The organism is Rhodococcus sp. NPDC055112 (genome assembly GCF_053607505.1).
Map to the genome: position 1 here is coordinate 1 of NZ_JBSGTR010000073.1, position 23,905 is coordinate 23,905.

The following is a 23,905-nucleotide window of genomic DNA, read 5'->3' on the forward strand; positions in this document are numbered from 1 at the left end:
CGGTTGACGAGTCCCTGCACTCGTCAACCGCGCACGGGTGGCGTAGCCGCCTAGTGCATCCCGACCGGGGCCTCGTCGGGTAGATCGCCCTTCTTCGCGCGGACCAGGACGACCACCAGCGGGGTGATCACGGCGATCAGCGCCGCGGCCCAGCCGAAGACGTGCGCGTAGCCGGAGACCTCGGCGGTGAACGCGTACTCCTTGAACGAGCCGATGAACTCCTGCACCGGGGCGGGCAGCGCGGCCAGTTCCTCCGCGGTCGGCGGTACGGCAGTGGCCAGGTCCGCCGGGATCGCGCTCGCCGGGACGCCCGCGGGCGGGGTCGGGGCGGCGTTGGCCGAGCCCCACGCCGACTTCGCGGAGACGTAGATCGTGGTGAAGAGCGCGGTGCCCAGTGCCCCGCCGATCTGGATGGTGGCGTTGGCCAGCGCGCTCGCCGCGCCCGCGTCGTGATCCTTGACGCCGATCAGCGACAGGTTCTGCATCGGCACCATCAGCAGACCGAGGCCGAACCCGAACGTGGCAAGGCCGGGGAGCACGTGCGTCCAGTACGAGCTGTCCACGCCGATCTGAGTCAGCAGCGCCAGCCCGAACGCGGCGACCAGCGGCCCGACGATCATCAGCGGCTTCGGCCCGATCTTGGTGCTCAGCTGGGCCGAGATGCCCGCCGCCATCACGATGAAGATCGCCATCGGCAGTGAGCCGAATCCGGCGGCCACCGGGCTGAAGCCGAGCACGATCTGCAGGTAGAAGGTCAGGTACAGGGTGCCGCCGAGCAGCGCGGAGCCCACCAGCATCGAGCCGATGAACGAGGCGCCGCGGTCGCGATGCCACGGCACCGACAGCGGCAGCAGCGGGTTCTTCGAGCGCTTCTCGACCAGGACGAACAGCGCCAGCGCGACCAGTCCGAGGCCGATGAAGCCGACGGTCTGGGTCGACGCCCAGCCGTGCTTCTCCGCCTGGGTGAAGCCGTAGACGAGGGAGCCGAGGCCGATCGCGATGAGCACGGTGCCGGGGATGTCGTAGCTGGTGTCGCCGTGCGCCTTGGTCTCCCTGACGATCGGTGCGGTGACGGCGATCGCGAAGACCGCGACCGGGATGTTCACCAGCAGGCACCAGCGCCAGTCGACGTACTGGGTGAGGAAGCCGCCGAGCAGCAGGCCGATGGCGGCGCCGCCGCCGGAGATCGCGCCGAACACGGCGAAGGCCTTGGCGCGCTCCTTCTCACCGATGAAGGTAGTGGTGAGGATGGCAAGCGCGGCCGGGGCGAGCAGCGCCGCGAACACGCCCTGCAGAGCGCGGGCGGTGAACAGCTGCATGCCGTTCTGGGCGAAGCCGCCGATCGCGGAGGCGGCGGCGAACCCGGCCATGCCGACCATGAACGAACGCTTACGCCCCCAGTAGTCGGCGACGCGTCCGCCGAGCAACAGCAGCGCGCCGAACGCGAGCGCGTACGCCGTGACCACCCACTGGCGGTCGGAGTCGCTGATGCCCAGCTCGATCTGGGCGTCGGGCAGCGCGATCGAGACGATGGTGCCGTCGAGGACCACGGTGAGCTGCGCGAGCGCGACGATGCACAGCACCAGCCAGCGCCGCTCGTGGTTCGGGTTCTCGCTGATCGCGGAGCCCGCGACGTCGTCGTCGAGGTCCCGTGTGCCAGTGGACATGCTGAATTCCCGCCGTCAGGAGGCACGGACTCGCGTCACGGCCCAAGAGGCCGGACGCTACCGACGGGCGCGACCGACGGTCAATGAAAACGGCTGGTCGGGTTGCCATCATCACATCGGGCCGTCCCGGCTTGCCGTGGGCGTGCGGGTGTGAACACGGCCGGGGCTAGCGGCGGAAGGCGTCCCGGTCCAGGCGCAGCGTGCCGATCGTGGTGGCGAGCATGTCGTACTGGCCGACCAGCAGCAGGAATTCGATCATCCGGCGCTCGTCGAGATGCGCGGCCAGCGCCGACCAGTGCGCGTCGTCGAGGTCCTTCGTGGCGACCAGCGTGTCGACCGCCGCCAGCATCGCCCGGTGCCGATCGCTCCAGCCTGGTGCCTCCGGCCCGGCCAGCACCCGGTCGAGCAGCTCGGGGGTCACCCCGGCTCGCCTACCCAGCCGGATGTGGTGGTCCATCTCGTAGTCGCAGCCGCGCAGGTGCGCGACGCGCAGGATGATCAACTCGGTGTCGTGCCGGGAGATCCGGCCGCCCGGCATCAGTCCCGCGCCGAAGTGCAGCCAGCCGCGGAAGGTGCCCTTGGTGCGGCCGAGCGTGCTGAACAGGTGCGCGTCAGGGGTGCCCGAGACCGTCGACAGCACCCGCCACACCACCCAGTTGATCGGCCCGAGCTGGCGCAGCCGGCCGGGGGTGATCCGCGCGCTCATCGGGCGCTGTCCGAGAGACGGCGCGGCAGCTCGGGTTGCACGGTGGTGTACCTGGTGTGCTCGGTTCGCGCGATGGCCAGCGCCTGCGCCATCTGCGGCTGCGGCCGGAGCTCGACGATCCGCTGCGCCGCCATCCGGCAATGCAGCAGCCCGCCGACCCAGCCCGGCGCGTAGATCCGCTTGCGGCGTCGCGCGATTCCCTTCTCGAAGGCGGTGATCGCGACCTCGAGCGGGGACATCGCGGTGAACATGCCCGACCACTTGATCTTGTCCGCGGCGGCCGTGTCGAAGCCGATCGAGATCATGTCGGTGTCGATCTCGCCCAGGTACCCGACGCCGACGCGGGTGCCGAGGTGGCGCATCTCCACCCGCAGCGTGTTGCCGAGCGCCTCCGCCGCGGCTGCCGTCGCGCTGTACGCCCCGAGTAGGGGGAGCTGCGCCCCCACGGCTCCGGAGGTGATGATCAGCGCGTAGCCGTCGCGGTGTCCGATGTGCTCGCCCGCCGCGCGCAGGGTGTAGTAGGTGCCCATCAGGTTGACGTCGACGATGCGCTGCATGACGGCCGGGTCGCCGCCGAGCATCGGCAGCTGCGCCCCGACGCCCGCGTTGGCGATCACCACGTCGAGCCCGCCCAGTTCGTCGACGATCCCGGCGACGGCCGTGTCTACCTGGGTGTGGTCGCGCACGTCGCAGTAGCGCCAGGGGGCGTTCCCGCACGCCGTGGCCACCTGCTCGAGCAGTTCACGCTCGAGCCCCAGCAGGCCGACCTTCGCGCCGTGCGCGTGCAGCCGCTTGGCGAGGGCGGCCCCGATGCTCCTGGCCGCGCCGGTGATCAGGACGCGGCGCCCAGCCAGCCCCTCCTCGAGACTTCTTGCCATCGCGTTTCCACACCCTCTTGTCCTTACTCAACGGTAGGAAAAAACGCTACACCGGACGTCCCCGGGAGCGGCGCACATTCGCGGTGCGGACGGCTACTCGCGGATCGCACGGGCCATCGCGGAGCTGGCCACCGCCTGGCCGGTGCGCTCGACGACCAGGTCCCTCGACCTGAGCAGGTGCAGGTGCAGTTCCCCGGCCGCGGGCCCCAGGTCCCCGGCGAGCAGGCCGCGGACGATCTTCAGGTGCGAGTCGATGGTGGCGCGCACACGTTCCTGCGTCCACGGGTCCAGCCGGCGCACCGGGCGCAGCTTGCTGTGCACCGAGTCGAGCGCCTCGGTCAGTGCCGGGTTGCCCGAGGCTCGCAGCAGTGCGGCGTGGAAGGCCTCGTCGCTCGCGATGAAGTCCGGGCCCGGAGCCGGTGGCTCCGCCCGCATCCGGGTCCAGCGCTCGAGCTCGGCGTGCAGGATGTCCTGAGCGTGCTCGAGCCTGCGGTCCTCGATGACCCGGTCGATACCCCTCATCTCGACGGTCATCCGGAGCTCGTACAGGCCGTGCAGATCCTCGAATCTCGGCCGGTAGGGGAAGAGCCCGCCGTCCTCGCGGGCGACGAGCTCCTCCGACAGCAACCGGGCCAGCGCCTCCCGCACCGGGGTGCGGGAGACGCCGTACAGCTCGGCGAGACGCTCCTCGCCCAGCCGGTCGAGCGGGCTGAACCGCCCGCAGACCAGGTCATCGCGGAGCGCCCGGTACACCTGCTCGCCGAGGTGTGAATGTTCCTGACGCGCCCGCGATCTCGCGGCCATGGTCAGATGGCCATCGCCGCGCGGACAGCGGACTCCGCGCCGGGCGAACGGACGCCGCGGCCGCCTTCGCCGGTCGAGGTGATCCGTCCGGATTCGAGCACGTAGTAGCTCTGCGCCGCCTGCAGTGCGAAGCCGATGTGCTGCTCCACCAGCAGTACGCCGAGTCCGCCACGGCCAGTGAGCGCGACGATGGTGCTCTCGATCTCGGCGACCACGGACGGCTGGATACCCTCGGTCGGCTCGTCCAGGATGAGCATCCGCGGCTCGGTGATCAGGGCGCGGGCGATCGCGAGCTGCTGCCGCTGGCCGCCGGAGAGCAGCCCGGCCCGCCGGGCGAGCAGGCCCTTGAGAGCGGGGAACAGGTCGAGTGATTCGTCGATCAGCGCCCGTCCCCGCTTGCGACCGTCGGCCACGACCTGCAGGTTCTCCGCCGTGGTGAGCTGCCCGAAGGACTGCTGTCCCTGCGGTACATAGGCCAGGCCGCGGGCCACCCTGGCGCTGGGGCGCAGCTTGCTGACGTCTTCGCCGTCGAAGAGCACCTGGCCCGAGTTGATCTTCAGCAACCCGACCGCGGCCCGGAGCAGGGTGGTCTTGCCCGCCCCGTTGTGACCCATCACCGCGGCCACCCCGTCGGCGGGCACCTCGACGGTCACGCCATGGATGACCTCGGTGCGACCGTAGCCGGCGCGAACATCCCTCAGCTCAAGCATTCTCGGTCTCCTTTGTGGCGGTGGGCTCGGCGGCGGAGGCGGTGCCGAGGTAGACCTGCTGCACCTTCGGGTCGGCCTGGACCTCCTCCACGGTGCCCTCGGCGAGGACCTTGCCCGCGTGCAGCACGGTGACGGAGGTGGCGAATGCGCGCATGAAGTCCATGTCGTGCTCGACGACGACGACCGTTCGCTCACCGCCGATGCGCCGCAGCAGGTTTCCGGTCTCCTCACGTTCGTCGTGGCTCATGCCAGCGACGGGTTCGTCGAGCAGCAGCACGTCGGCGTTCTGTACCAGCAGCATGCCGATCTCGAGCCACTGCTTCTGCCCGTGCGCGAGAATGCCTGCCGGCTTGTCGCGCAGGTGGCCGAGGCCGGTGATCTCGAGCGCCTCCTCGATCCGTGGGCTGACGGCGCCGCGGCGGCGGAGCAGGGTCAGCGCGGAGCGACCCGCGCCCGCCGCGATGTCGAGGTTCTGCAGGACGCTGAGCTGCTCGAAAACGCTTGCCGTCTGGAAGGTTCGGCCGACACCGAGCCGGGCGATCTTGTGCACCTTCTTGCCGATCAGCTCCACCCCCGACTTGGCGACCGAGCCGGTCGCGGGCACCAGGCCGGTGATCGCGTCGACCAGGGTGGTCTTGCCCGCGCCGTTGGGGCCGATGAGGAAGCGCAGGTCGCCCTGCATCAGGGTCAGGTCGACCCCGTCGACGGCGGTGAACCCGTCGAACGTCACCCGCAGGTCCCGGACCTCGAGGTACTGGCTGGACATTCCGGCGTTGCCGCCGAACGCTGGAGCGCTCGCGTTGGTCATCGGGCCACCTCGAGTTCGGGAAGGGCATCGGGGGTCTCGTCACGGGGGGCGTCGACGCGCGGCCTGCGGCGCCGGATCAGCTCGATCAGCCCCGCGACGCCCGCGGGGAAGAAGCCGACGACCACGACGAACAGCAGACCCTGGGCGTAGATCCAGCCGGACGGGAAGTTCTCGGACAGGGTGGACTGCGCCCACGCGACGCCGATGGCGCCGAGCACCGGACCGAGCAGGGTGGCGCGGCCGCCGATCGCGACGCCGACGAGGAACGCGATCGAGGGGACGATGCCTACGTCGGCGGGGGAGATGATGCCGACGATGGGGACGAACAGGGCACCGGCGATGCCGGCGAAGAAGGCCGCGACCACGTACGCGACGACCTTGATGTTCGCCGGGTCGTAGCCGAGGAACCGGACCCGCTCCTCCTGGTCCCGGACCGCGACCAGCAGTTCGCCGTAGCGGCTGTACATCAGCTGCCGGGTCAGCGCGACCACGAGGAGCAGCACCCCGGCGGCGATGAAGAACAGCATCCGCTTGTTCGCGGGGTCGTTGAGGTTGAAGCCGAAGAAGGTGCGGAACCTGTTGAGCCCGTTGCTTCCTCCGATCGATTGCTGGCCGACCAGCAGGATCGCGAAGGCGGCCGCGAGCGCCTGCGACAGGATGGCGAAGTAGGCGCCCTTGACCCGGCGCTTGAACACACCGAGGCCGAGCACGAACGCGACCAGTGCGGGCACCACCAGGATGGCGAGCACGGTGACCAGCGGCGAGGTGAACGGCGTCCAGTAGCCGGGCAGCTCGCTGATCCCCGCGATCTGCATGAAGTCGGGCACGTCGTTGCCCTTGAGTTCGGCGTCCGCGATCTTGAGGTGCATGGCCATCATGTAGGCGCCGAGCCCGAAGAAGACGCCCTGGCCGAGGGTGAGCATGCCGCCCCGACCCCACGCCAGTCCGATCCCGACGGCGACGATGGCGAAGCAGAGGAACTTGCCGAGCAGGTTCAGCCGGAAGTCGCTGAGCACCGCCGGTGCGAGGCCGAACAGCACCAGGGCAGCGAGGGCGAATCCGCCGAGGGTGCGGATACCTCCGCTGAACCAGGGAACCTTCTCAGCGGCGGTCATCGGACGTCACTCGAGGATCCGTCGGCTTGAGCCGTGGGGAGATGCGGTCGGATGGCCATTTCGGTGAGACTTGGCATGACGTTGAGCCTCCAAGGGTTCGTCGCCCACACTGGCGACGGGCGATTTGATTCAGAGCGATGGTTCTTCAGGTCCTTTAGCGACATGGACCGCGCCGACGGAAGACACGGCGAACTGTCGGTGGCCGGGGTTATCGTGGGGACGTGGATGAGGTGGTGCGCTACAACTACCGCCTGCGCCCTGGCGCACAAGCGGAAGCCGCTCTGGAAGCCGAATGGCATAGGTCCCGCTATCTGTGGAATGAGGCTGTCCACCAGCAGAAGTCGGGGTGCAGACCCACGTTCGCGAAACTCGGGAGGCTCCTGACCGAAGCCCGCTCCCGAAACGCATGGCTGCGAGGAGGGTCCCAGGTCGCGCAGCAGCAGACGCTCCGTACTTATGCGGCGGCGTTGGACCATTCGTTCATGGCGAAGGGCCGAGGCAGGCCGGTGTTCAAAGCCCGCAGGAAGTCGGCACCGTCCTTGGAATACACGGTGCGCGGATTCTCGGTCAAGAATGGGCGCCTGATCTTGGCCAAGGGTGTCAGCATCCCAGTGGTGTGGTCGCGGGAGTTGCCGTCCGTGCCGTCGAGTGTCCGTGTATCGAGGGATAGCCTCGGGCACTGGTATGCATCGTTTGTCGTCCGGCGTGACACCGAAGTCGCGCCCGAGTCTGACGGCGGTATCGGTATCGACTGGGGCGTATCCATCACGGCCACGACCACCGACCCCGGATTCGACCTGCCCTATCTCGGCCATCGAAGACGGTGCGCCGCCGAGCTTGGCAAAGCTCAGCAGAAGATGGCCCGTCGCCACGTTGGTAAGCGCAGTGTGCAGTCCAAGGGGTATGCGCGGGCCAAGCGTGAGGCTGCGAAGCTGCGCAAGAAGGCCGTGCGTCAAACCCAACATGATTCGCGAGTGTGGGCCAAGCGGGTAGTCGATAACCATCAGATGATTGCGGTGGAGGACTTCAAGCCGTCGTTTCTGGCGAAGTCCGTTATGGCTCGCAAGGCTGCTGATGCCGCGATTGGTGCGGCGAAGCGGGAACTGATCGATCGTGCCAGGCGGGCCGGCAGGAAGGTGGTGATGATCGCGCCCGCGTACACGACCATGACGTGTTCGAGTTGCTTTGCGAGAGCCAAGCAGCGACTCGGACTCGAGCAACGAACCTTCCTGTGTGCCGACTGCGGATTCACCGACAGTCGTGACAGGAACGCTGCCAGGGTGATTCTGGTTGTGGCAGAACGGGGCCACACTCGTGTTGACGACGTGAGACATGTGCGACCCTCCTTTGGGGTGGTTGTGGGTGCGGTCTGAGCGTGAAATCCCCTGGATTGGGGAACCGTTAAACGAGACTCCTTGTCTTCACGGCGAACAGGCCCTGCGGGCGCACCTGGAGGAAGACGACGATGATCACGAACAGGATGACCTTCGCGATCGAGGCGGTCGTCGAGTACTCGATGTAGGAGTTGAGGATGCCGAGGGCGAATGCCGCGATCACCGCGCCCTTGATCTGTCCGAGACCGCCGACCACCACCACCAGGAAGGCGTCGATGAGGTAGGACTGGCCGACCGTGGAGCTGGTCGAGCCGATCAGGGTCAACGCCACACCGGCGACACCCGCGAGGCCCGAGCCGATGAAGAAGGTGGTGATATCGGTTCTGCGGCTGGAGATTCCGCTGGTCTCGGCGAGGTCGCGGTTCTGCACGACGGCCCGGATCCGACGTCCCATCGGGGTGGTCTTGAGCGCGACGGACAGTACCGCGACGCAGACGATGGCGAGCACCAGAATGAAGATCCGGGTCTTCGGGACGACGGCGCCGAGGATGTCGACGCCGCCGGACAGCCACGCCGGGGCGACCACGTTGACGGCGGGCGCCCCGAAGATGTCGCGGGCGAGTTGCTGCAGGATCAGGCCAACGCCGAACGTCACCAGCAGGGTGTCGAGCGGGCGGTGGTACATCCGCTGCACGAGGGTCACCTCGAGCAGCACTCCCATCGCCCCTCCGACGAAGAAGCCGACGAGCAGAGAGATCAGCAGGGACGCCCCTGCCGTCGAGAACACTTGTTGCACAACGTATGCGGTGTACGACCCGGCCATGATGAATTCACCGTGGGCCATGTTGATGACGCCCATCTGGCCAAAGGTCAGCGACAGCCCCAGCGCCGCCAGCAGCAGGATCGACCCGATACTCAGGCCGGTGAACAACTGTCCGATCACGACATCCATGTCGAATGCCCGTCCTCTCTACTCTCTGTCGTCGGCTACTCGGGTCGGTTACTTGCTGGCCAGGCTCTCGGCCCACGAGTAGCTGGTCAGGTACGGGTCGGGCTCGATCGGGCTGCCGGAGTCCCAGACGGTGTAGATGAGGCCGTCGGGCCGGATCTCCCCGATCCGGGCGGTCTTGGTGATGTGGTGGTTGTCGCCGTCGATTGTCACGAGGCCCTCGGGCGCGTTGAAAGTGACTCCGTCAGCGGCGTTCTGGATGTCCTCGACGGCGAAGGAGTTGGCCTTCTCCGCGGTGTTCTTCCACAGGTAGACGGAGGTGTAGGCGGCCTCCATCGGGTCCGAGGTGGGCTTGGTGGCGCCGTACTTGGCCTTGTAGGCGTCGACGAACTTCTTGTTCTCCGGGGTGTCGATGGTCTGGTAGTAGTTCCAGGCGGTGAGCTGGCCCGCGATGTTCTGCGCACCGATGCCCGCCACCTCTTCCTCGGCGATGGAGACCGAGACCACGGGCATCTCGGCGGCCTTGAGGCCTGCGTTGGTGTACTCGCGGAAGAAGGCGACGTTGGAGTCGCCGTTGAGCGTGTTGAACACGGCGTCGGCGTCCGCGGACCGGACCTTGTTGACGATGGTGGAGAAGTCGGTGGAGCCGAGCGGCGTGTAGTCCTCGCCCTTGATCTCGATGCCGTTGGCGGCGGCGTAGGCCTTGATCTCGCGGTTCGCGGTCTGCGGGAACACGTAGTCGCTACCGACCAGGTAGAGCGACTTCACGCCCTTTTCCTTCAGGTAGTCCAGTGCCGGGATGATCTGCTGGTTGGTGGTGGCCCCGGTGTAGAAGATGTTCTTCGAGTCCTCGAGGCCCTCGTACTGGACGGGGTAGTAGAGCAGCGAGTTCTTGTCCTCGAACACCGGCAGCATGGCCTTGCGGCTCGAGGAGGTCCAGCCACCGAAAACCGCTGCGACACAGTCGCTGCTGATCAGCTTCTCGGCCTTTTCCGCGAAGACCGTCGGCTCGGAGGCGCCGTCTTCGGCGACGATCTCGATCTTCTTGCCCAGCACGCCACCGGAGTTGTTGATCTCCTCGACGGCGAGCGCGATGGAGTCGCGGACGGTGACCTCCGAGATCGCCATGGTGCCGGACAGCGAGTTCAGCGAGCCCACCTTGATGGTGTCGCCGGAGGTGTTCACACAGGATTCGGCGGTGCCGGATGCGGCGGTGTCGTCGCCTGCCTTGCTGCCGCACGCGCTGAGCACCAGGCCCACCGCGGCAAGGGCGGCAGGGGCAACGAGGGCGCGCTTGGAGATCGTGGTCCTACGAGAAACGGACATGTACAGCCTTTCCTTCGTCGGGGAGGCGGCCGCCAGGACAGCGCGCGCCGCACACCGAACACGCCCTGTATCCGCGGTGCGTATACAGGGCTGTATTCGTGTGAGCGCAGACGATATGGGCGCGTTGTTGCGCCTGAATGTCACTGCGTGACTTGTTTGTGTCCCGGGTTACCGGCAGGTGAACAGGTCTGTCCGAGCAGCGGTTTCGCCGGCTCGGGCCGTCGCCGAGTGTGCGGTTTCGGGGGCATCGGCCGAGTGCCGCGTCGCCAACTGCACAGTGATACTCGTTGAGTCCGTCGGGCGGGGTTGACTCGCAGTTGCAGGACGTCCCGGTGAGGGGTTGTCCTTCGAGTGATGTGTCGCCCCGCTCGGCGGTCGCGTCAGCACGCGGCCGCCCGGACGGGTGTGACCTGATAGGAGCCTGACTAGCACTCAAGTCCCGTCACTGTGCTGTCCACCCGACCCGGTCGGCGCGTTGGCCCTCCAACGACAAGGACGACCAGTGCCCAGCATGACCGAAACCGTCCCAGATGTCAGCCTCACGGTCTGCGCCGGGGTCGACACCCACAAGGACACCCACCACGCCGCGATCGTCGACCACCTCGGCCGCCAGCTCGCCGACCGCGAGTTCCCCGCAGACCCGGCCGGCTACCGACACCTGATCGACTGGATCGCCGACTGCGGTGTGGTGACCGCGGTCGGAGTCGAAGGCACCGGCACCTACGGCGCTGCCCTGACCACATCACTGCAAGCGGCCGGCCTGACCGTCCTCGAGGTCGACCGCCCCGACCGCCGAGCCCGCCGCTCCCATGGCAAGTCCGACCCGGTCGACGCCTACGCCGCTGCCACCGCCGCCCTGACCGGACGCGCGGCGACCGTACCCAAGAGCCGCGGCGGAGACGTCGAGGCAATTCGGCTGCTGCACAAGGCCCGCCGCTCCGCAGTCAAGGACCGCGCCGAGGCGATCACCACCCTCAAATCAATCATCGTCACCGCACCGGAACAGCTCCGCGAACAGCTGCGCGGTCTGACCCGCGGCAAACTGATCGGTACCTGTGTCGCTTTTCGCCCCGAGTCCGTGATCACGGGCGGACTGAACGCCGCAGCCAAGACCTCGCTGCGCTCGATCGCCCGACGCATCGCACACCTGACCGCCGAGATCACCGAACTCGACCGAGACCTCAGCCACCTCACCCGCCGTGCCGCACCCGAACTGCTCGAACTGTCCGGCGTCGGCCCCGACACCGCCGCCCAGCTACTGATCACCGTCGGCGACAACCGTGAACGGATCACCTCAGAAGCGGCGCTGGCCAGCACATGCGGAGTTGCCCCAATCCAGGCGTCCTCAGGCAAGACCTGCCGGCACCGTCTCAACCGCGGCGGCGACCGGCAGGCCAACCGAGCCCTGCACACCATCGTGCTCAGCAGGCTCCAGAACGACCCCCGGACCAAGGCCTACCGAGACCGTCGCCTCGCCGAAGGCAAAACCAAACGCGAGATCATCCGCTGCCTCAAACGAGCCGTCGCCCGGGAAATCTATCGGGTCCTCACCTCCACAGAACGGGTTGACAACTCATAGGAGCATCACTCGGCGGGCGGCGGCGGTGAGGGTGGAGGGTCAGCGGATGAGGTACGGCGACACCGAGCTGCGGTGCTCGTTGATGTCGAGTTCCTTGCCGAGCGGCGGGAAGGCGCGCTGCGGGCAGTTCATCCGCTCGCACACCCGGCAGCCGGCGCCGATCGGGGTTGCGGCCGCCTGGTTGTCCAGGTCGAGGCCATCGGCGTAGACGGTGCGGTGCGCGTGCCGGAGCTCGCAGCCGAGGCCGATGGCAAAGGTCTTGCCCGGCTGGCCGTACCTGGCCGCCCGGCGCTCGACGGTCCGGGCCACCCACAGGTAGCTGCGGCCGTCCGGCATCTGCGCGATCTGCGTCATGATCTTGCCGGGGTACCCGAACGTCTCGTACACGTTCCACAGCGGGCAGGTGCCGCCGCTGGAGGAGAAGTGGAAGCCGGTGGCGGACTGCCGCTTCGACATGTTGCCCGCCCGGTCGACCCGGACGAAGGAGAACGGCACGCCGCGGAGCTTCGGGCGCTGCAGGGTGGAGAGCCGATGGCAGATGGTCTCGTAGCTCTGGGAGAAGAAGGCGGACAGCCGCTCGATGTCGTAGCGGAATTCCTCGGCGATGTCGTGGAACTGGGTGTACGGCAGGACGGTTGCCGCGGCGAAGTAGTTGGCCAACCCGAGGATGGCGAGCGACCGGGACGATTCCGAGGTGAAGTTCCCCTCGTCGACCATCTTGTTCAGCAGATCCCCGCACTCGAGGTAGGCCAGCTCGGCGGCGAACTTGAACACCTTCTGCCCGCCGGACAGGTGTGGGGAGATCTCCAGCACGCGGGACTCGGGGTCGTAGCGGTGCAGTACGCCCTCGCCGAGGTCGATGCGCTGCACGATCTGCACGTCGTGCACGTTCTCGAGCCGCCGGGCGATCTCGCCCGCGACGTCCCCGCGATGGAAACGCATCCGTGAGGTGAGCTCCTCGGCGGCGGTGTCCAGCTCGTGCAGGTAGTTCTGCCGTTGATAGAAGTAGTCCCGCACCTCCTCGTGCGGCATCGTGATCGCGCCGCTACCGCTGCCGTCGCTGTACCGGTCCTCGGTCGCCGCGGCCAGCTGCGCCGTGGTGTTGCGGTAGCGGCGGTGCATGTTCACGATGGCCTTGGCCAGGCTCGGGTGCGCGGACACCATCTCCGCGATCTCCTGGGCATCGGAGTCGATGCCCATCTCCTGGTCGAGCGCGACCTCCCGCAGCTCCGCGATCAGCCGGGTGTCGTCCTGCGAGGAGAAGAAGGTGGTGTCCACCCCGAAGACCTCGGTGATCCGCAGCAGCACGGGGACGGTGAGCGGCCGCACGTCGTGCTCGATCTGGTTGAGGTAGCTCGCCGAGATCTCCAGCGTCTGGGCCAGGGCGGCCTGGCTCATGGCTCGCTCGGTGCGTAGCTGACGCAGTCGCGCGCCGACATAGGTCTTCGCCATTTCTCCAGGTTACGAGGGGTGTCGGGGGTTGGCAACAACGGGTTCGCAGGATTAGCTCCGTGCGAGGGGACACGCGGGGCAGGAGGCGACGCGGCGCGCTGGGACACTGGGCCGATGACGAACGACGTGCCCGCAGGCCCCGAGGTCGGGGCGAGCCTGGCCACCGCGATGCTCAGCCCCGTCTCGGGCGGGCTGCTGCGCACGTGGACCGAGGACGGGACCAGGCTGTGGAGCGTCGACGACCCGGACGGGCTCAGCGACCTGCTGGGACGCGGGTTGATCGCCCGTACCTCCGTGCCGGACGACCGTTTCCGTGAGACGGTGCTCCTCGACGCCGAGGCGGGCACCCTCCTGGTGCAGGGGCGGTTCCCAGGATCGGCGGAGGACGCCCAGACCCGGGCGTTCCGGCTGGGCGACCCCGTCCGCCCCGAGCGCAATCCCTGGACCGACCTCGATCACTTCCTGGCCGCCGCCGCAGCGTCCGCCGTCGAGCGTGGCGAGTACTGGGTGGTGGAGCTCGGCGGCTGGGATGCGCCGTCCGAGCCGTACTGCTTCTTCGGGGTCATCGACGACGCGGGGGAGCGGGTGGCGGTGATCGAGACGGCGCCGGTGCCGCGGGACACCGGGGTCTGGCCGGAGGTGCCCGACGACGGCAGGCCAGGAACGTCGGTGTCCTCGCCCGCGTCGGAGGACACCGTCGAGGCCGCGGGGATCTTCGCGGTGACCGCCGTCGAGTCGTGGAGCGTCGCGCCGTGGGACGTGGCGTTGACCTTCGGGCACAGGGCGCCGTAGTTCGCCCTCCGCTCGGCGACCACTCGGTCGCACCCCCGCCGCTTTCCCCGACCCTCACCCGCCCGGACGTCGATGCCGCGTGGGCTCGTCGTCGTGCGCGGATTTCGTTCTCTGCCTTCAGGACTCGCAGTGAATCGATGATCGTTCTCGGGTAGCTCGTCGCTCGAACCTCCCGGGAGGCCGAACTCGCCGCTGCCCGGGCGGTGGGTCCCCGGTCCGAGTGATGCCGCCACCCACCTTCGACGGCACCGGCGCGACCGGCCCGGTGATGGGTGGGTGGATCCGACACCTTGGGTGCCTTCTGGTCCCCGAGTCGATGGCCCAATCTTATTCATGTCACATCGAGACCGGAAAGGAGGGACAGGAAATGCGTCGAATCAAGTTCACCGTCGCCGCGCTGGTCGGCTTTGTGCCGCGAAAAGCGCCGGGCATGTACGAATGGTCCTGACAATGATTAACAGTGCGGGCGGTCGAATTCGTTTTGGCCGCCCGCACTTTCACAAGGAGACGTAAATGGCACGGCCACCAATCCTCGGTACATCGCGGGCCGCACTGGCGGAAACGTACGATCGCGGGCGGCTGGCCTTTCTGCTCGACGCCGCGGCACTCGGTCCGATAGTCGAACTCTGGCCGGGAACCTTCCTCGTGTCGGGTCACCGCGAGGTACACGACGTACTCGTCGGGTCGAATCGCAAGTTCTTGTCGACACAGAATTTCCTCAGGAACAAGGTATCGGGAGACCTCGGATCCGAATCGGTGCAGCGGTGGATGAAATCGCGTAAGGCGGCCTCCGCGGCATTGGCATCGCGCGAGCGTCTCGAAGACCACCAGGTCGAACTCGCACGCGACACGAACGCGCTCGTTCGGAGTTGGTTGGGGCGGGCGGTCGGCGATCGAGAACTGATCGACGCCCTGCAGGTCCTCACGTCCGCGTCCATCAGCCGGTACTGCTTCGGAACTCGAGATTCTGCCGAGATCCCTTCTCTCGCACAAGAACTTCTCGATTCACTCTTCCCCATCACGGCGAGCCCCTTCGTTCTCCCCAGATGGTTGCGCTGGCGGCCCTCCGATCTGCGAGTCCGCAGGGCGTTGCGCAATCTCGAATCGGCTGTGGCGAAGCTGGCGCAGGCGCCGGGCTCGGACGGGCTGTGTGACGACCTGCTCCGCGCCGATCTGCCCTCCAAAGACGTTGTACAGATGATTATTTCGACTCTCCTGGCTGCGCATGGCGTTCCGGCGTCCGCCATCCTGTGGGGGATGGTCGAGCTCGGTGGGCGCGGCGCTGTCCAGGAGCAGTTGCGGGGTGAGGATGGCGCCGACGCGCTCGCGCGCGTGGTGTCGGAGACGCTCCGCCTGTGGCCTCCGTCGTGGATGCTGGGCCGTGACGCGGCCGAGGACATCCCTTTCGGGGATTGGGAGATGAAGGCGGGCAGCGTGGTGATGGTGTCCACCTGGGTCACCCATCGGGTATCGCCCACCTTCGCGCCGACCGGTGGCGACTTCAGGCCCGAGCGGTGGATCGACGCCGCGCCGGAGCGCGGCGAGTTCATCCCGTTCGGAGGCGGTCCGCGATGGTGCGTTGGCGCGAAGTTCGCGGAGCGGGAGCTGTCGACCGTGTTGGGTGAGATCGTACGGAACTCCGCGATGCGAATTCAGCTGTCGGGTGCCGAACTGAAAGTGAACGAGCGCAGGACTCTCACCCCCGAGGGCTTCTCGATGAGGTTCTACGTCCCTGTAGGCACGTGATGCGGGGAAAGCTCCGGTCCAGAATGGGGTTCGCCTTCCTTCTCGCCGGTCCTGTCGCGGATTCCGCCATCGTGGTGATAGTGGCCGGGCTGGTCATTTCGGCCGGGGGAGATGCGGCGCTGCTTGCGCTGGCGTTCGGCGCTCGATGCGTCGGGATTCTCGGCGCGGGGATCATTGCCGGCACGTTGGCGGACAGGCTCGACAAACGGGCGATCATTCTTTCGACCTATGCCGGTCGTTGCGCGCTGATTGCCGTACTTCCCGCGCTTGCGGGCGGACTTCACATTCTGCCCGTGATGATCGCGTTGGGCGTGTGTAGTGGGTTGTCGCAGCCGGCCGCGGCGACCGCGGTCTATCTTTCGGTGCCACGTGACGATCGGGCCCGCCAGCTGGCGACCTGGCATTCGCTGAGCCTCACCGTGCAGGTGGTTTCGCCCGCGGCGGCGGCGGTGCTCATCTCGGCCACCGGCCCGACGGTGTCGACCTTCCTGCTCGTCGCGGCCGTTGCGGTGGGGGCCACTGCCGCGTGTGCGGTCGCTCCGAGTCCGATGCGAAGCGACCCGCCCGCGGGGTTTGTCCAGGACACGCGCGAGGGTTTCCGATTCATCAGGGACAGCCAGTGGCTGCGGACCGTGATCCTTGTGTCGGCGGCACAGACAGCACTCCCGGTCCCGGCCTGGCTCCTGATCGTCAACGCGGGCTCGGGCGAGCGATGGTTCGCGGGCGCCCAGGGTTACCTCATGGCCCTGTTCGCGCTCGGTGGCATCGTCGGCACGAGTCTGCTGGGGAAGCGGATTCCCTCTCGCGCAGCGCAGTCGGCGTTGCTGGCGCAGGGGTCGATCTGCGTCGGCCTTGTGGCGCTGAGCCTCTATCCGCCGTTTGCCGTCATGGCCGTGGTGGCGCTCCTCGTCGGCGCCTCGATTCGGTTGGGCAGCGTCTGGGCGGATGTCCTCGTGGCGACTCAAGTGCCCGAAGCGATGCTCGGACGCGTCGCCGCGCTGGGGGCGACCCTCGCCAATGTGTGCATGCCGGTCGGTTTCATGATCGCGGGAGCACTGCAGGCGCCGCTGGGCCCTGCGGCGACCGCGGGGCTCGCGGCGGCTGCGAGTGCGGCCATAACGGCGGTCGGTGTCATGCGGGTTTCGATGCCTGCACAGGCGCTGCCGGTGCGGAGCACGGTCTGACGTCCGGCGGAGTCCTCGATCGGGGGCTATCGTCTCGCCATGCCTTACATGGAGCGCTCGGGAGACGTGTTCGTCCTCTACTTCGGAACCGAGGGTGAACGGGACGAGGAGAACGCGTTCAATCCGCGATGGCTCGACGAGACCGAGGCGCTGCTGGACGAGGTCGAGGCGAGCCAGGGCCCGGCCGCCCTGGTGACCACCGCGGTCGGGAAGTTCTATTCCACCGGCCTCGACACCGTCTGGGTCGCGCAGAACCTGGGGCAGCTCAACTCGTACATGGATCGTGTGCACGCGCTCTTCGCGCGGGTGTTGACCTTTCCGATGGCGACCGTCGCCGCGATGCCGGGCCACACGTTCGGCGGCGGGGCGATCCTGGCCACCGCGCACGACCATCAGGTGATGCGCGGTGACCGCGGGTTCTTCTGCCTGCCGGGCATCACGGTCGGCATCAGCTACACGCCGGGGGTTCTCGAATTGCTGACCGCACGGCTGCCCGCGCGGGCGGTGCACTCCGCGCTGACCAGCGGTCGCCGATACGGCGGGACCGACGCGTTGGCCCACGGACTCGTCGACGAGCTCGCGGGCGGGGATGACGTGCTCGCCAAGGCGGTCGGCCGTGCTCAGGGCCTGGTACACACCCGCGGGCGCACGCTCGGCGAGATCAAGAGCTCGCTGTACGCGGGCGCCGTTGCCGCCCTCCGCACCCCGTCGGCCAGCCTGGAGACGCAGGAAGCTGCGGTGACGGCGCAGGGGTGACCACCGGACGGTGGCCGATGTTCAGGCCCAGGGGTTCTCGCGCGCGAAGACGGTCGGGAAGCTCAGCGCCACGCCGTCCGCGTCGGCCAACCTGGTGAGCGCCGTCATCGTGCGGTCGAGGTCGTCACCCGCGTAGGGGAGCGCGCGCAGTGGCTCGGACAGCGGCCGGGAGAAGTCGTCCCAGTGGATCAGCACCGCGCGCCGGGCGCCGACCTCGCGGACGGTCTCACGCCAGTAGTCCTCGATGTACCCCTCCGGCTGGATGCCGAGCTGCCCCACCCCGAGGTAGGCCACGTCGGCCCGCCTGCCTGCCAGAGCGCCCGGCACGTACCCGGCGCTGCCCTGCACGAGCAGCGACCTCCCGGAGGCCGCGTGGTCGACGATGACTGACCAGGCCTCGCCGCACCGGTACGCCGACACCCGGGTCGGCGGGACGACCGGCTCGGTGATCTCGCCGGGAAAGCGATCGGGCGGGCAGTGATGCGACGCGATCATGGCGACCTCGAAGCCCCCGAGCCGCAGGCAGTCGCCATCGGCGACGACCGCGATGCGATCGGCGGGCAGCCCGTGCCCGCGACCGATCGAGGCGGTGGACTCGCCGCCGACGAGCAGCCCGCCGGTTCGTTCCGCGACGGCCGCGGAGTCCAGCGCGTGGTCGTAATGGGTGTGCACCGGGATGACCGCGTCGAGACGGGTGACGGCCGCCTGAGAGAGTGCGGCATCGATCCGGTCCGGGTCGGGGGCGATCCTGCCCAGCAGCACCCTCGGCAGGCCCGGCCTGGTGAAGAACCCGTCGGTCATGATCGCCGACGAGCCGTCGTCGAGGAGCAGGCTCGCGACGCCGAGAAACGTGACCGCGAGCCCGTCGGTCGCCGGGGCGAGGTCGAATCGATCGGCGTAGCGGTTGATGTCGGGGCGTCCGAGCCGCAGTCTCATGCCGGCACGTTAGCCGGAGGCGTGGCAGGCGGCGCGGACCTCGTCGCGACGGTGCGAACGAGTCGTTCGGCGACCTTCGGGCGACGTGATTGCCCTCACAGCCGGGTCGGGTCCACCGTGATCGGGCGCCGGCGTGGCCCTCCGCGGGGCCGGGATGTCGGCGCGGCCGCGGCGGTTCGCGTGCCCTGAACAATCCGCAGGTCGGAACCTACTTGCCGGTAGCTCGCCAACCTACTTGCCGGTAGCCAAGCGCTCGCTTGGCCGGTATGAACTTTGCAAAGTTAGCAACACCGGTTGAAAACCTAGCCAAGATTGGCATTAGCAACAGGTAGACGGCAGTTTTTGTGTGTGCCACTCTCGTTAAGTACATACGAAGGGCCTGGCAAGGATGTGAAGCAGTACATCCGTACCGGACCAGCAGATACAAGAGAGTGGAGCCTCGATGTCGACCACCGGCACCCCGAAGACCGCAGCTGAGATCCAGCAGGATTGGGACACCAATCCTCGCTGGAAGGGACTCACCCGTAACTACACGGCCGAGCAGGTCGTCAAGCTCCAGGGCTCCGTCGTCGAGGAGGCCACCCTGGCCCGCCGTGGCTCGGAGATCCTGTGGGACCTCGTGAACAACGAGGACTACATCAACTCCCTCGGCGCCCTCACCGGCAACCAGGCCGTGCAGCAGGTGCGCGCCGGCCTCAAGGCCATCTACCTTTCCGGCTGGCAGGTCGCCGGTGACGCGAACCTCTCGGGTCACACCTACCCGGACCAGAGCCTCTACCCGGCCAACTCGGTCCCGCAGGTCGTCCGTCGCATCAACAACGCGCTGCTGCGCGCCGACGAGATCGCCAAGGTCGAGGGTGACACCTCGGTCGAGAACTGGCTCGCCCCGATCGTCGCGGACGGCGAGGCCGGCTTCGGCGGCGCGCTGAACGTCTACGAGCTGCAGAAGGCCATGATCGCGTCCGGCGTCGCCGGCTCGCACTGGGAGGACCAGCTCGCGTCGGAGAAGAAGTGCGGCCACCTCGGTGGCAAGGTGCTCATCCCGACCCAGCAGCACATCCGCACCCTGACCTCGGCGCGTCTCGCGGCCGACGTCGCGGACGTCCCCACCGTCGTCATCGCGCGTACCGACGCCGAGGCCGCCACCCTGCTCACCTCCGACGTGGACGAGCGTGACCGCCCGTTCCTCGACGGCACCCGCACCGCCGAGGGCTTCTACGGCATCAAGAACGGCATCGAGCCCTGCATCGCCCGCGCCAAGGCCTACGCGCCGTACTCCGACCTCATCTGGATGGAGACCGGCGTGCCGGACCTCGAGGTCGCCAAGAAGTTCTCCGAGGCCGTCCGCAGCGAGTTCCCGGACCAGCTGCTGGCCTACAACTGCTCCCCGTCCTTCAACTGGAAGCAGCACCTGGACGACGCGACCATCGCGAAGTTCCAGAAGGAGCTCGGCGCGATGGGCTTCAAGTTCCAGTTCATCACCCTGGCCGGCTTCCACTCGCTCAACTACGGCATGTTCGACCTGGCCCACGGCTACGCCCGTGAGGGCATGACGGCCTTCGTCGACCTGCAGGAGCGCGAGTTCAAGGCCGCCGAGGAGCGTGGCTTCACCGCCATCAAGCACCAGCGCGAGGTCGGCGCCGGCTACTTCGACAAGATCGCCACCACGGTCGACCCCAACACGTCCACCGCGGCGCTGAAGGGCTCCACCGAAGAGGGCCAGTTCCACTAGGAACCCCCGCTTCACCTGCACGACCCGTCCCACCCACCGCGGGGCCCACAGCCCGGGCCCCGCGGTGCGGACGACTCCACTAGACGATGAGGAGCTGACGTGACCAGCGAAAAGATTCAGCGCGTCGGCGTGATCGGCGCAGGCATCATGGGCGCCGGAATCGCCGAGGTGTGCGCCCGCGCACATGTCGATGTTCTGGTGTTCGAGCAGACCCGCGAGCTCGCGGCGGCCGGCCGCGCCCGCATCCTGCGGTCGCTGGACCGCGGTGTGAGCAGCGGCAAGATCACCGAGCGCGAGCGGGAGCAGGCCGCATGGCGGCTGCGCTTCACCTCCGATCTCGGCGACTTCGCCGATCGGCAGCTCGTCGTGGAGGCCGTCCTCGAGGACGAGAAGGTCAAGAGCGCGATCTTCGCCGAGCTCGACCAGGTCGTCACGGACCCGAACGCGGTGCTGGCGTCCAACACCTCCTCCATCCCGATCATGAAGCTGGGCATCGCCACCAAGGCGCCCGAGCGCGTGATCGGTATGCACTTCTTCAACCCGGTGCCCGTGCTCCCGCTCGTCGAGCTGGTCACCACCCTCAAGACCAGCGCCGCGGTCTCCGAGCGGGCCGAGCAGTTCGCCAGCGAGGTCCTCGGCAAGCAGGTCGTCCGTTCGGCCGACCGCTCCGGTTTCGTCGTCAATGCGCTGCTCGTGCCGTACCTGCTGTCGGCGATCCGGATGGTCGAGTCCGGTTTCGCGACCAAGGACGACGTGGACCGCGCGATGGTGCTGGGCTGCAACCACCCGATGGGCCCGCTGGCCCTGACGGACCTGGTCGGCCTCGACACCGTCAAGTCGATCGCGGACTCGATGTACGAGGAGTTCAAGGAGCCGCTGTACTCGGCGCCGCCGCTGCTGCTGCGCATGGTCGAGGCCGGTCTCGTCGGCAAGAAGTCCGGCGCGGGCTTCTATGAGTACGGCGAGAACGGTCGGAGCACGAAGAAAGCAAGCTAGCCAGCTTCACCAGTACGCACCTTCGGCGCCCGTGCGCGATTTTCACCCCTGCCGGGGTACCGATCGCGCACGGGCGCGAAGCGCATCGAGGGAGAGGTCGACACGATGTCCAACAGCGCCGCCACCTACGGCTCCAGCGTCCTGGGGTACCCCAGGATCGGGCCCCGACGCGAACTCAAGCGGGCACTCGAAGCGTATTGGCACGGGAAGTCCAGCCAGGCCGAGCTGATCGCCGTCGGCCGGGAACTCCAGGAGCAGACCTGGAGCGAGCTGGCCGCGACCGGCCTGACGCAGGTCCCGGGCAACACCTTCTCCTACTACGACCAGGTGCTGGACAACGCGCTGCTCTTCGGCGCCGTGCCCGGCCGGTTCGCCCCGCTCGAGGGCGAGCTCAACGAACTCGACTTCTACTTCACCATGGCCCGCGGCCGGCCCGACTTCCCGCCGCTGGAGCTGGTGCGGTTCATCGACACCAATTACTACTACCGCCAGCCCGAGCTGGACGAGCGCACCGTGTTCACCCTGCGCGCCGATGCGCTGATGGACGAGTTCGAACGGGCCAAGGCGCGCGGCATCGAACTGCGCCCGGTGATCCTGGGCCCGGTCTCGCTGTTGCTGCTGTCGAAGGCGAGCGCCGATGCGGTGGACGACTTCTCGGTGCTCGACCTGCTGGACTCGCTGCTGCCGCAGTACGAGGCGCTGTTCGAATTGCTCGCCAAGGCCGGGGCCACCTGCGTCCAGCTCGACGAGCCCGCCTTCACCCAGGACCGCACGCAGGAGGAACTGGCCGCGCTCGACCGGGCGTACACCACGCTGTCCCATGCGCCGCTGCGACCGCGGATCCTGGTCACCGGCCCGTACGGGAATCTCGGTGAGGCCCTGCCGATCCTGGCCGCAACCAAGGTCGAGGCGCTCGGACTCGACCTGGTCTACGGCAAGGTCCCGGCCGACGAGCTGGCGAAGATCCCCGGACTGAAGCGCAAGCGTCTCTACGCGGGCGTCGTGAACGGCCGAAACGTCTGGCGGGCAGACAACTTCGTCACGCTCACCTACCTGTCCTCGCTCAAGGACGTGATCCCGGACCTGGTGGTCTCGACCTCCTGTTCGCTGATGCACGTGCCGTACGACGTGCTGGCCGAGTGGGACCTCGACGGCGACGTCGCGGACCGGCTCGCCTTCGCAAAGCAGAAGGTCGGCGAGGTGGTCTCGTTGGCCAAGGCGCTCACCGAGGGCCCGTCCGAGCGCTGGCGCAAGAAGCCGACGAAGGTGCATTTCAAGCAGAAGCACGAAGTGCGCCAACGGGTCTACGCCATCAAGGCCGAGGACCGCATCCGGGCGCCGTACGAGGTCCGCCGGCTGGCTCAGCAGGAGAAGCTGAACCTGCCGAAGGTGCCTGCGACGACTCTCGGTTCGTTCCCGCAGACCGACGCGGTCCGCCAGGCGCGCTACGAGCTCGGCCAGGGCCGGCTCGAGTGGGAGGACTACGTCAAGCGGATCCAGGCCGAGATCGAGAGCACGATCCGGCTGCAGGAGGACATCGGCCTCGACGTCTTCGTGCACGGTGAGCACGAGCGCAACGACATGATCCAGTACTTCGCCGAGCTGATGGACGGATTCGCGTCCACCCACAACGGCTGGGTGCAGGCGTACGGGTCGCGCTGCGTGCGGCCGCCGATCCTCTTCGGCGACGTCCGCAGGCGGGGGCCGATGACCGTGGAATGGATCGGCTACGCGCAGTCGCTGACCGACAAGCCGGTCAAGGGCATGGTCACCGGTCCGATCACCATGCTGGCGCGCTCGTTCGTCCGGCAGGACCAGCCGCTGCACGAGACCGCGGATCAGTTGGCGCTGGCGATCCGTGACGAGGTGGCCGACCTGGAGGCCGCGGGCATCTCGATCATCCAGGTCGACGAGCCGGCGATCCGCGAACTGCTGCCGCTGCGTGCGGGCGGACGCAAGGAGTACCTGGACTGGGCGGTCGACGCGTTCAAGCTGGCGACCGGCGGTGCCAAGCCGGAGACGCAGATCCACACCCACCTGACCTACACGACCCAGAAGTCGGTGGTGGATGCGATCGAGCGGATGGACTGCGATGTGACCGCGATCGTGGCGACCCGTTCGATCACCTGGGTGCTCGACGCCATCAAGGAGCGCAAGCTCACCCACGGCGTGGGACCCGGTGTGTACGAGAGCCGTTCGGCCAGAATCCCGGACATCGATGAGCTCGACGAACTGCTCACCGAGGCCTCGGAATCGGTGGAGCTGGACCGACTGTGGGCCAATCCCGACGGCGGTCTCAAGACCAGGCACTACTGGCAGCTCGAGCCCTCGCTGCGGAACCTCGTTGCCGCGGCGCGTCGTCTGCGCCGCAGGGCGGAGAAGGCCGCGTCCGAGTAGCGGTGAAAACGCAGAAGGCTCCGGACCCACTGTGGGTC

Annotated in this window: 20 protein-coding genes; 9 read left to right on the forward strand and 11 right to left on the reverse strand. The window is 68.0% G+C overall.

Annotation, left to right across the window (positions count from 1 at the left end):
* Nucleotides 1-50: 50 nt before the first annotated feature.
* From ACWFRB_RS23505 to urtC, 7 genes are all read right to left on the reverse strand, one after another.
* The gene (locus ACWFRB_RS23505) at nt 51-1,667 is read right to left on the reverse strand and encodes an MFS transporter (RefSeq protein ID WP_452643651.1); all 1,617 of its coding nucleotides are present in this window, start codon (nt 1,665-1,667) and stop codon (nt 51-53) included.
* Nucleotides 1,668-1,833: 166 nt separating this feature from the next.
* Nucleotides 1,834-2,373, reverse strand: coding sequence for a carboxymuconolactone decarboxylase family protein (locus tag ACWFRB_RS23510; protein WP_452643652.1), 540 nt, complete (start codon nt 2,371-2,373; stop codon nt 1,834-1,836).
* Entirely contained in the window at nt 2,370-3,251 is an 882-nt protein-coding gene (locus ACWFRB_RS23515) for an SDR family NAD(P)-dependent oxidoreductase (protein ID WP_452643653.1), read from the reverse strand. The genes ACWFRB_RS23510 and ACWFRB_RS23515 overlap by 4 nt, the downstream gene beginning before the upstream one ends.
* 93 nt (nt 3,252-3,344) lie before the next feature.
* Nucleotides 3,345-4,055: a GntR family transcriptional regulator gene (locus tag ACWFRB_RS23520; RefSeq protein ID WP_452643654.1), complete on the reverse strand. Its 711-nt coding sequence runs from the start codon at nt 4,053-4,055 to the stop codon at nt 3,345-3,347.
* Between the two features lie 2 nt (nt 4,056-4,057).
* Nucleotides 4,058-4,765, reverse strand: a complete 708-nt coding sequence (gene urtE / locus ACWFRB_RS23525) for an urea ABC transporter ATP-binding subunit UrtE (protein WP_452643655.1) — start codon at nt 4,763-4,765, stop codon at nt 4,058-4,060.
* A complete protein-coding gene (gene urtD / locus ACWFRB_RS23530) occupies nt 4,758-5,573 on the reverse strand; it encodes an urea ABC transporter ATP-binding protein UrtD (protein WP_452643656.1) in 816 nt (271 codons plus the stop codon). The genes urtE and urtD overlap by 8 nt, the downstream gene beginning before the upstream one ends.
* Nucleotides 5,570-6,688 carry an urea ABC transporter permease subunit UrtC gene (urtC, locus tag ACWFRB_RS23535; RefSeq protein ID WP_452643657.1) on the reverse strand — a complete coding sequence of 373 codons (1,119 nt, stop codon included), beginning with the start codon at nt 6,686-6,688 and terminating at the stop codon, nt 5,570-5,572. Before urtC ends, urtD begins: the two co-directional genes overlap by 4 nt.
* A gap of 221 nt (nt 6,689-6,909) precedes the next feature.
* Here urtC and ACWFRB_RS23540 point away from each other — a divergent pair, with 221 nt between their 5' ends.
* A complete protein-coding gene (locus tag ACWFRB_RS23540; protein ID WP_452643658.1) occupies nt 6,910-8,061 on the forward strand; it encodes an RNA-guided endonuclease InsQ/TnpB family protein in 1,152 nt (383 codons plus the stop codon).
* 28 nt (nt 8,062-8,089) lie between these two features.
* Here the strand turns inward: ACWFRB_RS23540 and urtB are convergent, their stop codons facing one another.
* Nucleotides 8,090-8,974, reverse strand: coding sequence for an urea ABC transporter permease subunit UrtB (gene urtB / locus ACWFRB_RS23545; protein ID WP_452643659.1), 885 nt, complete (start codon nt 8,972-8,974; stop codon nt 8,090-8,092).
* A gap of 48 nt (nt 8,975-9,022) precedes the next feature.
* Nucleotides 9,023-10,297, reverse strand: coding sequence for an urea ABC transporter substrate-binding protein (urtA, locus tag ACWFRB_RS23550; protein ID WP_452643660.1), 1,275 nt, complete (start codon nt 10,295-10,297; stop codon nt 9,023-9,025).
* Between the two features lie 511 nt (nt 10,298-10,808).
* On the opposite strand from urtA, the gene ACWFRB_RS23555 reads away from it, so the two are divergent.
* Entirely contained in the window at nt 10,809-11,876 is a 1,068-nt protein-coding gene (locus ACWFRB_RS23555; protein ID WP_452643661.1) for an IS110 family transposase, read from the forward strand.
* 39 nt (nt 11,877-11,915) lie between these two features.
* Here the strand turns inward: ACWFRB_RS23555 and ramB are convergent, their stop codons facing one another.
* The gene (gene ramB, locus ACWFRB_RS23560; protein ID WP_452643662.1) at nt 11,916-13,328 is read right to left on the reverse strand and encodes an acetate metabolism transcriptional regulator RamB; all 1,413 of its coding nucleotides are present in this window, start codon (nt 13,326-13,328) and stop codon (nt 11,916-11,918) included.
* Between the two features lie 114 nt (nt 13,329-13,442).
* On the opposite strand from ramB, the gene ACWFRB_RS23565 reads away from it, so the two are divergent.
* The 4 genes from ACWFRB_RS23565 (at nt 13,443) to ACWFRB_RS23580 (ending at nt 17,806) form a co-directional block, all read left to right on the forward strand.
* The gene (locus ACWFRB_RS23565; protein ID WP_452643663.1) at nt 13,443-14,120 is read left to right on the forward strand and encodes a hypothetical protein; all 678 of its coding nucleotides are present in this window, start codon (nt 13,443-13,445) and stop codon (nt 14,118-14,120) included.
* A gap of 513 nt (nt 14,121-14,633) precedes the next feature.
* Nucleotides 14,634-15,866, forward strand: a complete 1,233-nt coding sequence (locus ACWFRB_RS23570; RefSeq protein WP_452643664.1) for a cytochrome P450 — start codon at nt 14,634-14,636, stop codon at nt 15,864-15,866.
* Nucleotides 15,867-15,889: 23 nt separating this feature from the next.
* On the forward strand, nt 15,890-17,050 hold the full coding sequence (locus tag ACWFRB_RS23575) for an MFS transporter (RefSeq protein WP_452643665.1): 1,161 nt from the start codon (nt 15,890-15,892) through the stop codon (nt 17,048-17,050).
* 39 nt (nt 17,051-17,089) lie between these two features.
* Nucleotides 17,090-17,806: an enoyl-CoA hydratase/isomerase family protein gene (locus tag ACWFRB_RS23580; protein WP_452643666.1), complete on the forward strand. Its 717-nt coding sequence runs from the start codon at nt 17,090-17,092 to the stop codon at nt 17,804-17,806.
* A 21-nt stretch (nt 17,807-17,827) separates the two neighbouring features.
* On the opposite strand, the gene ACWFRB_RS23585 is transcribed toward ACWFRB_RS23580, so the two are convergent.
* Nucleotides 17,828-18,742, reverse strand: coding sequence for an MBL fold metallo-hydrolase (locus ACWFRB_RS23585; protein ID WP_452643667.1), 915 nt, complete (start codon nt 18,740-18,742; stop codon nt 17,828-17,830).
* Between the two features lie 442 nt (nt 18,743-19,184).
* Here ACWFRB_RS23585 and aceA point away from each other — a divergent pair, with 442 nt between their 5' ends.
* From aceA to metE, 3 genes are all read left to right on the forward strand, one after another.
* Nucleotides 19,185-20,474 carry an isocitrate lyase gene (gene aceA, locus ACWFRB_RS23590; protein WP_097210198.1) on the forward strand — a complete coding sequence of 430 codons (1,290 nt, stop codon included), beginning with the start codon at nt 19,185-19,187 and terminating at the stop codon, nt 20,472-20,474.
* A gap of 99 nt (nt 20,475-20,573) precedes the next feature.
* Nucleotides 20,574-21,470, forward strand: a complete 897-nt coding sequence (locus tag ACWFRB_RS23595; RefSeq protein ID WP_077040593.1) for a 3-hydroxybutyryl-CoA dehydrogenase — start codon at nt 20,574-20,576, stop codon at nt 21,468-21,470.
* Nucleotides 21,471-21,575: 105 nt separating this feature from the next.
* Nucleotides 21,576-23,867, forward strand: a complete 2,292-nt coding sequence (metE, locus tag ACWFRB_RS23600) for a 5-methyltetrahydropteroyltriglutamate--homocysteine S-methyltransferase (protein ID WP_452643668.1) — start codon at nt 21,576-21,578, stop codon at nt 23,865-23,867.
* Nucleotides 23,868-23,905 lie beyond the last annotated feature (38 nt).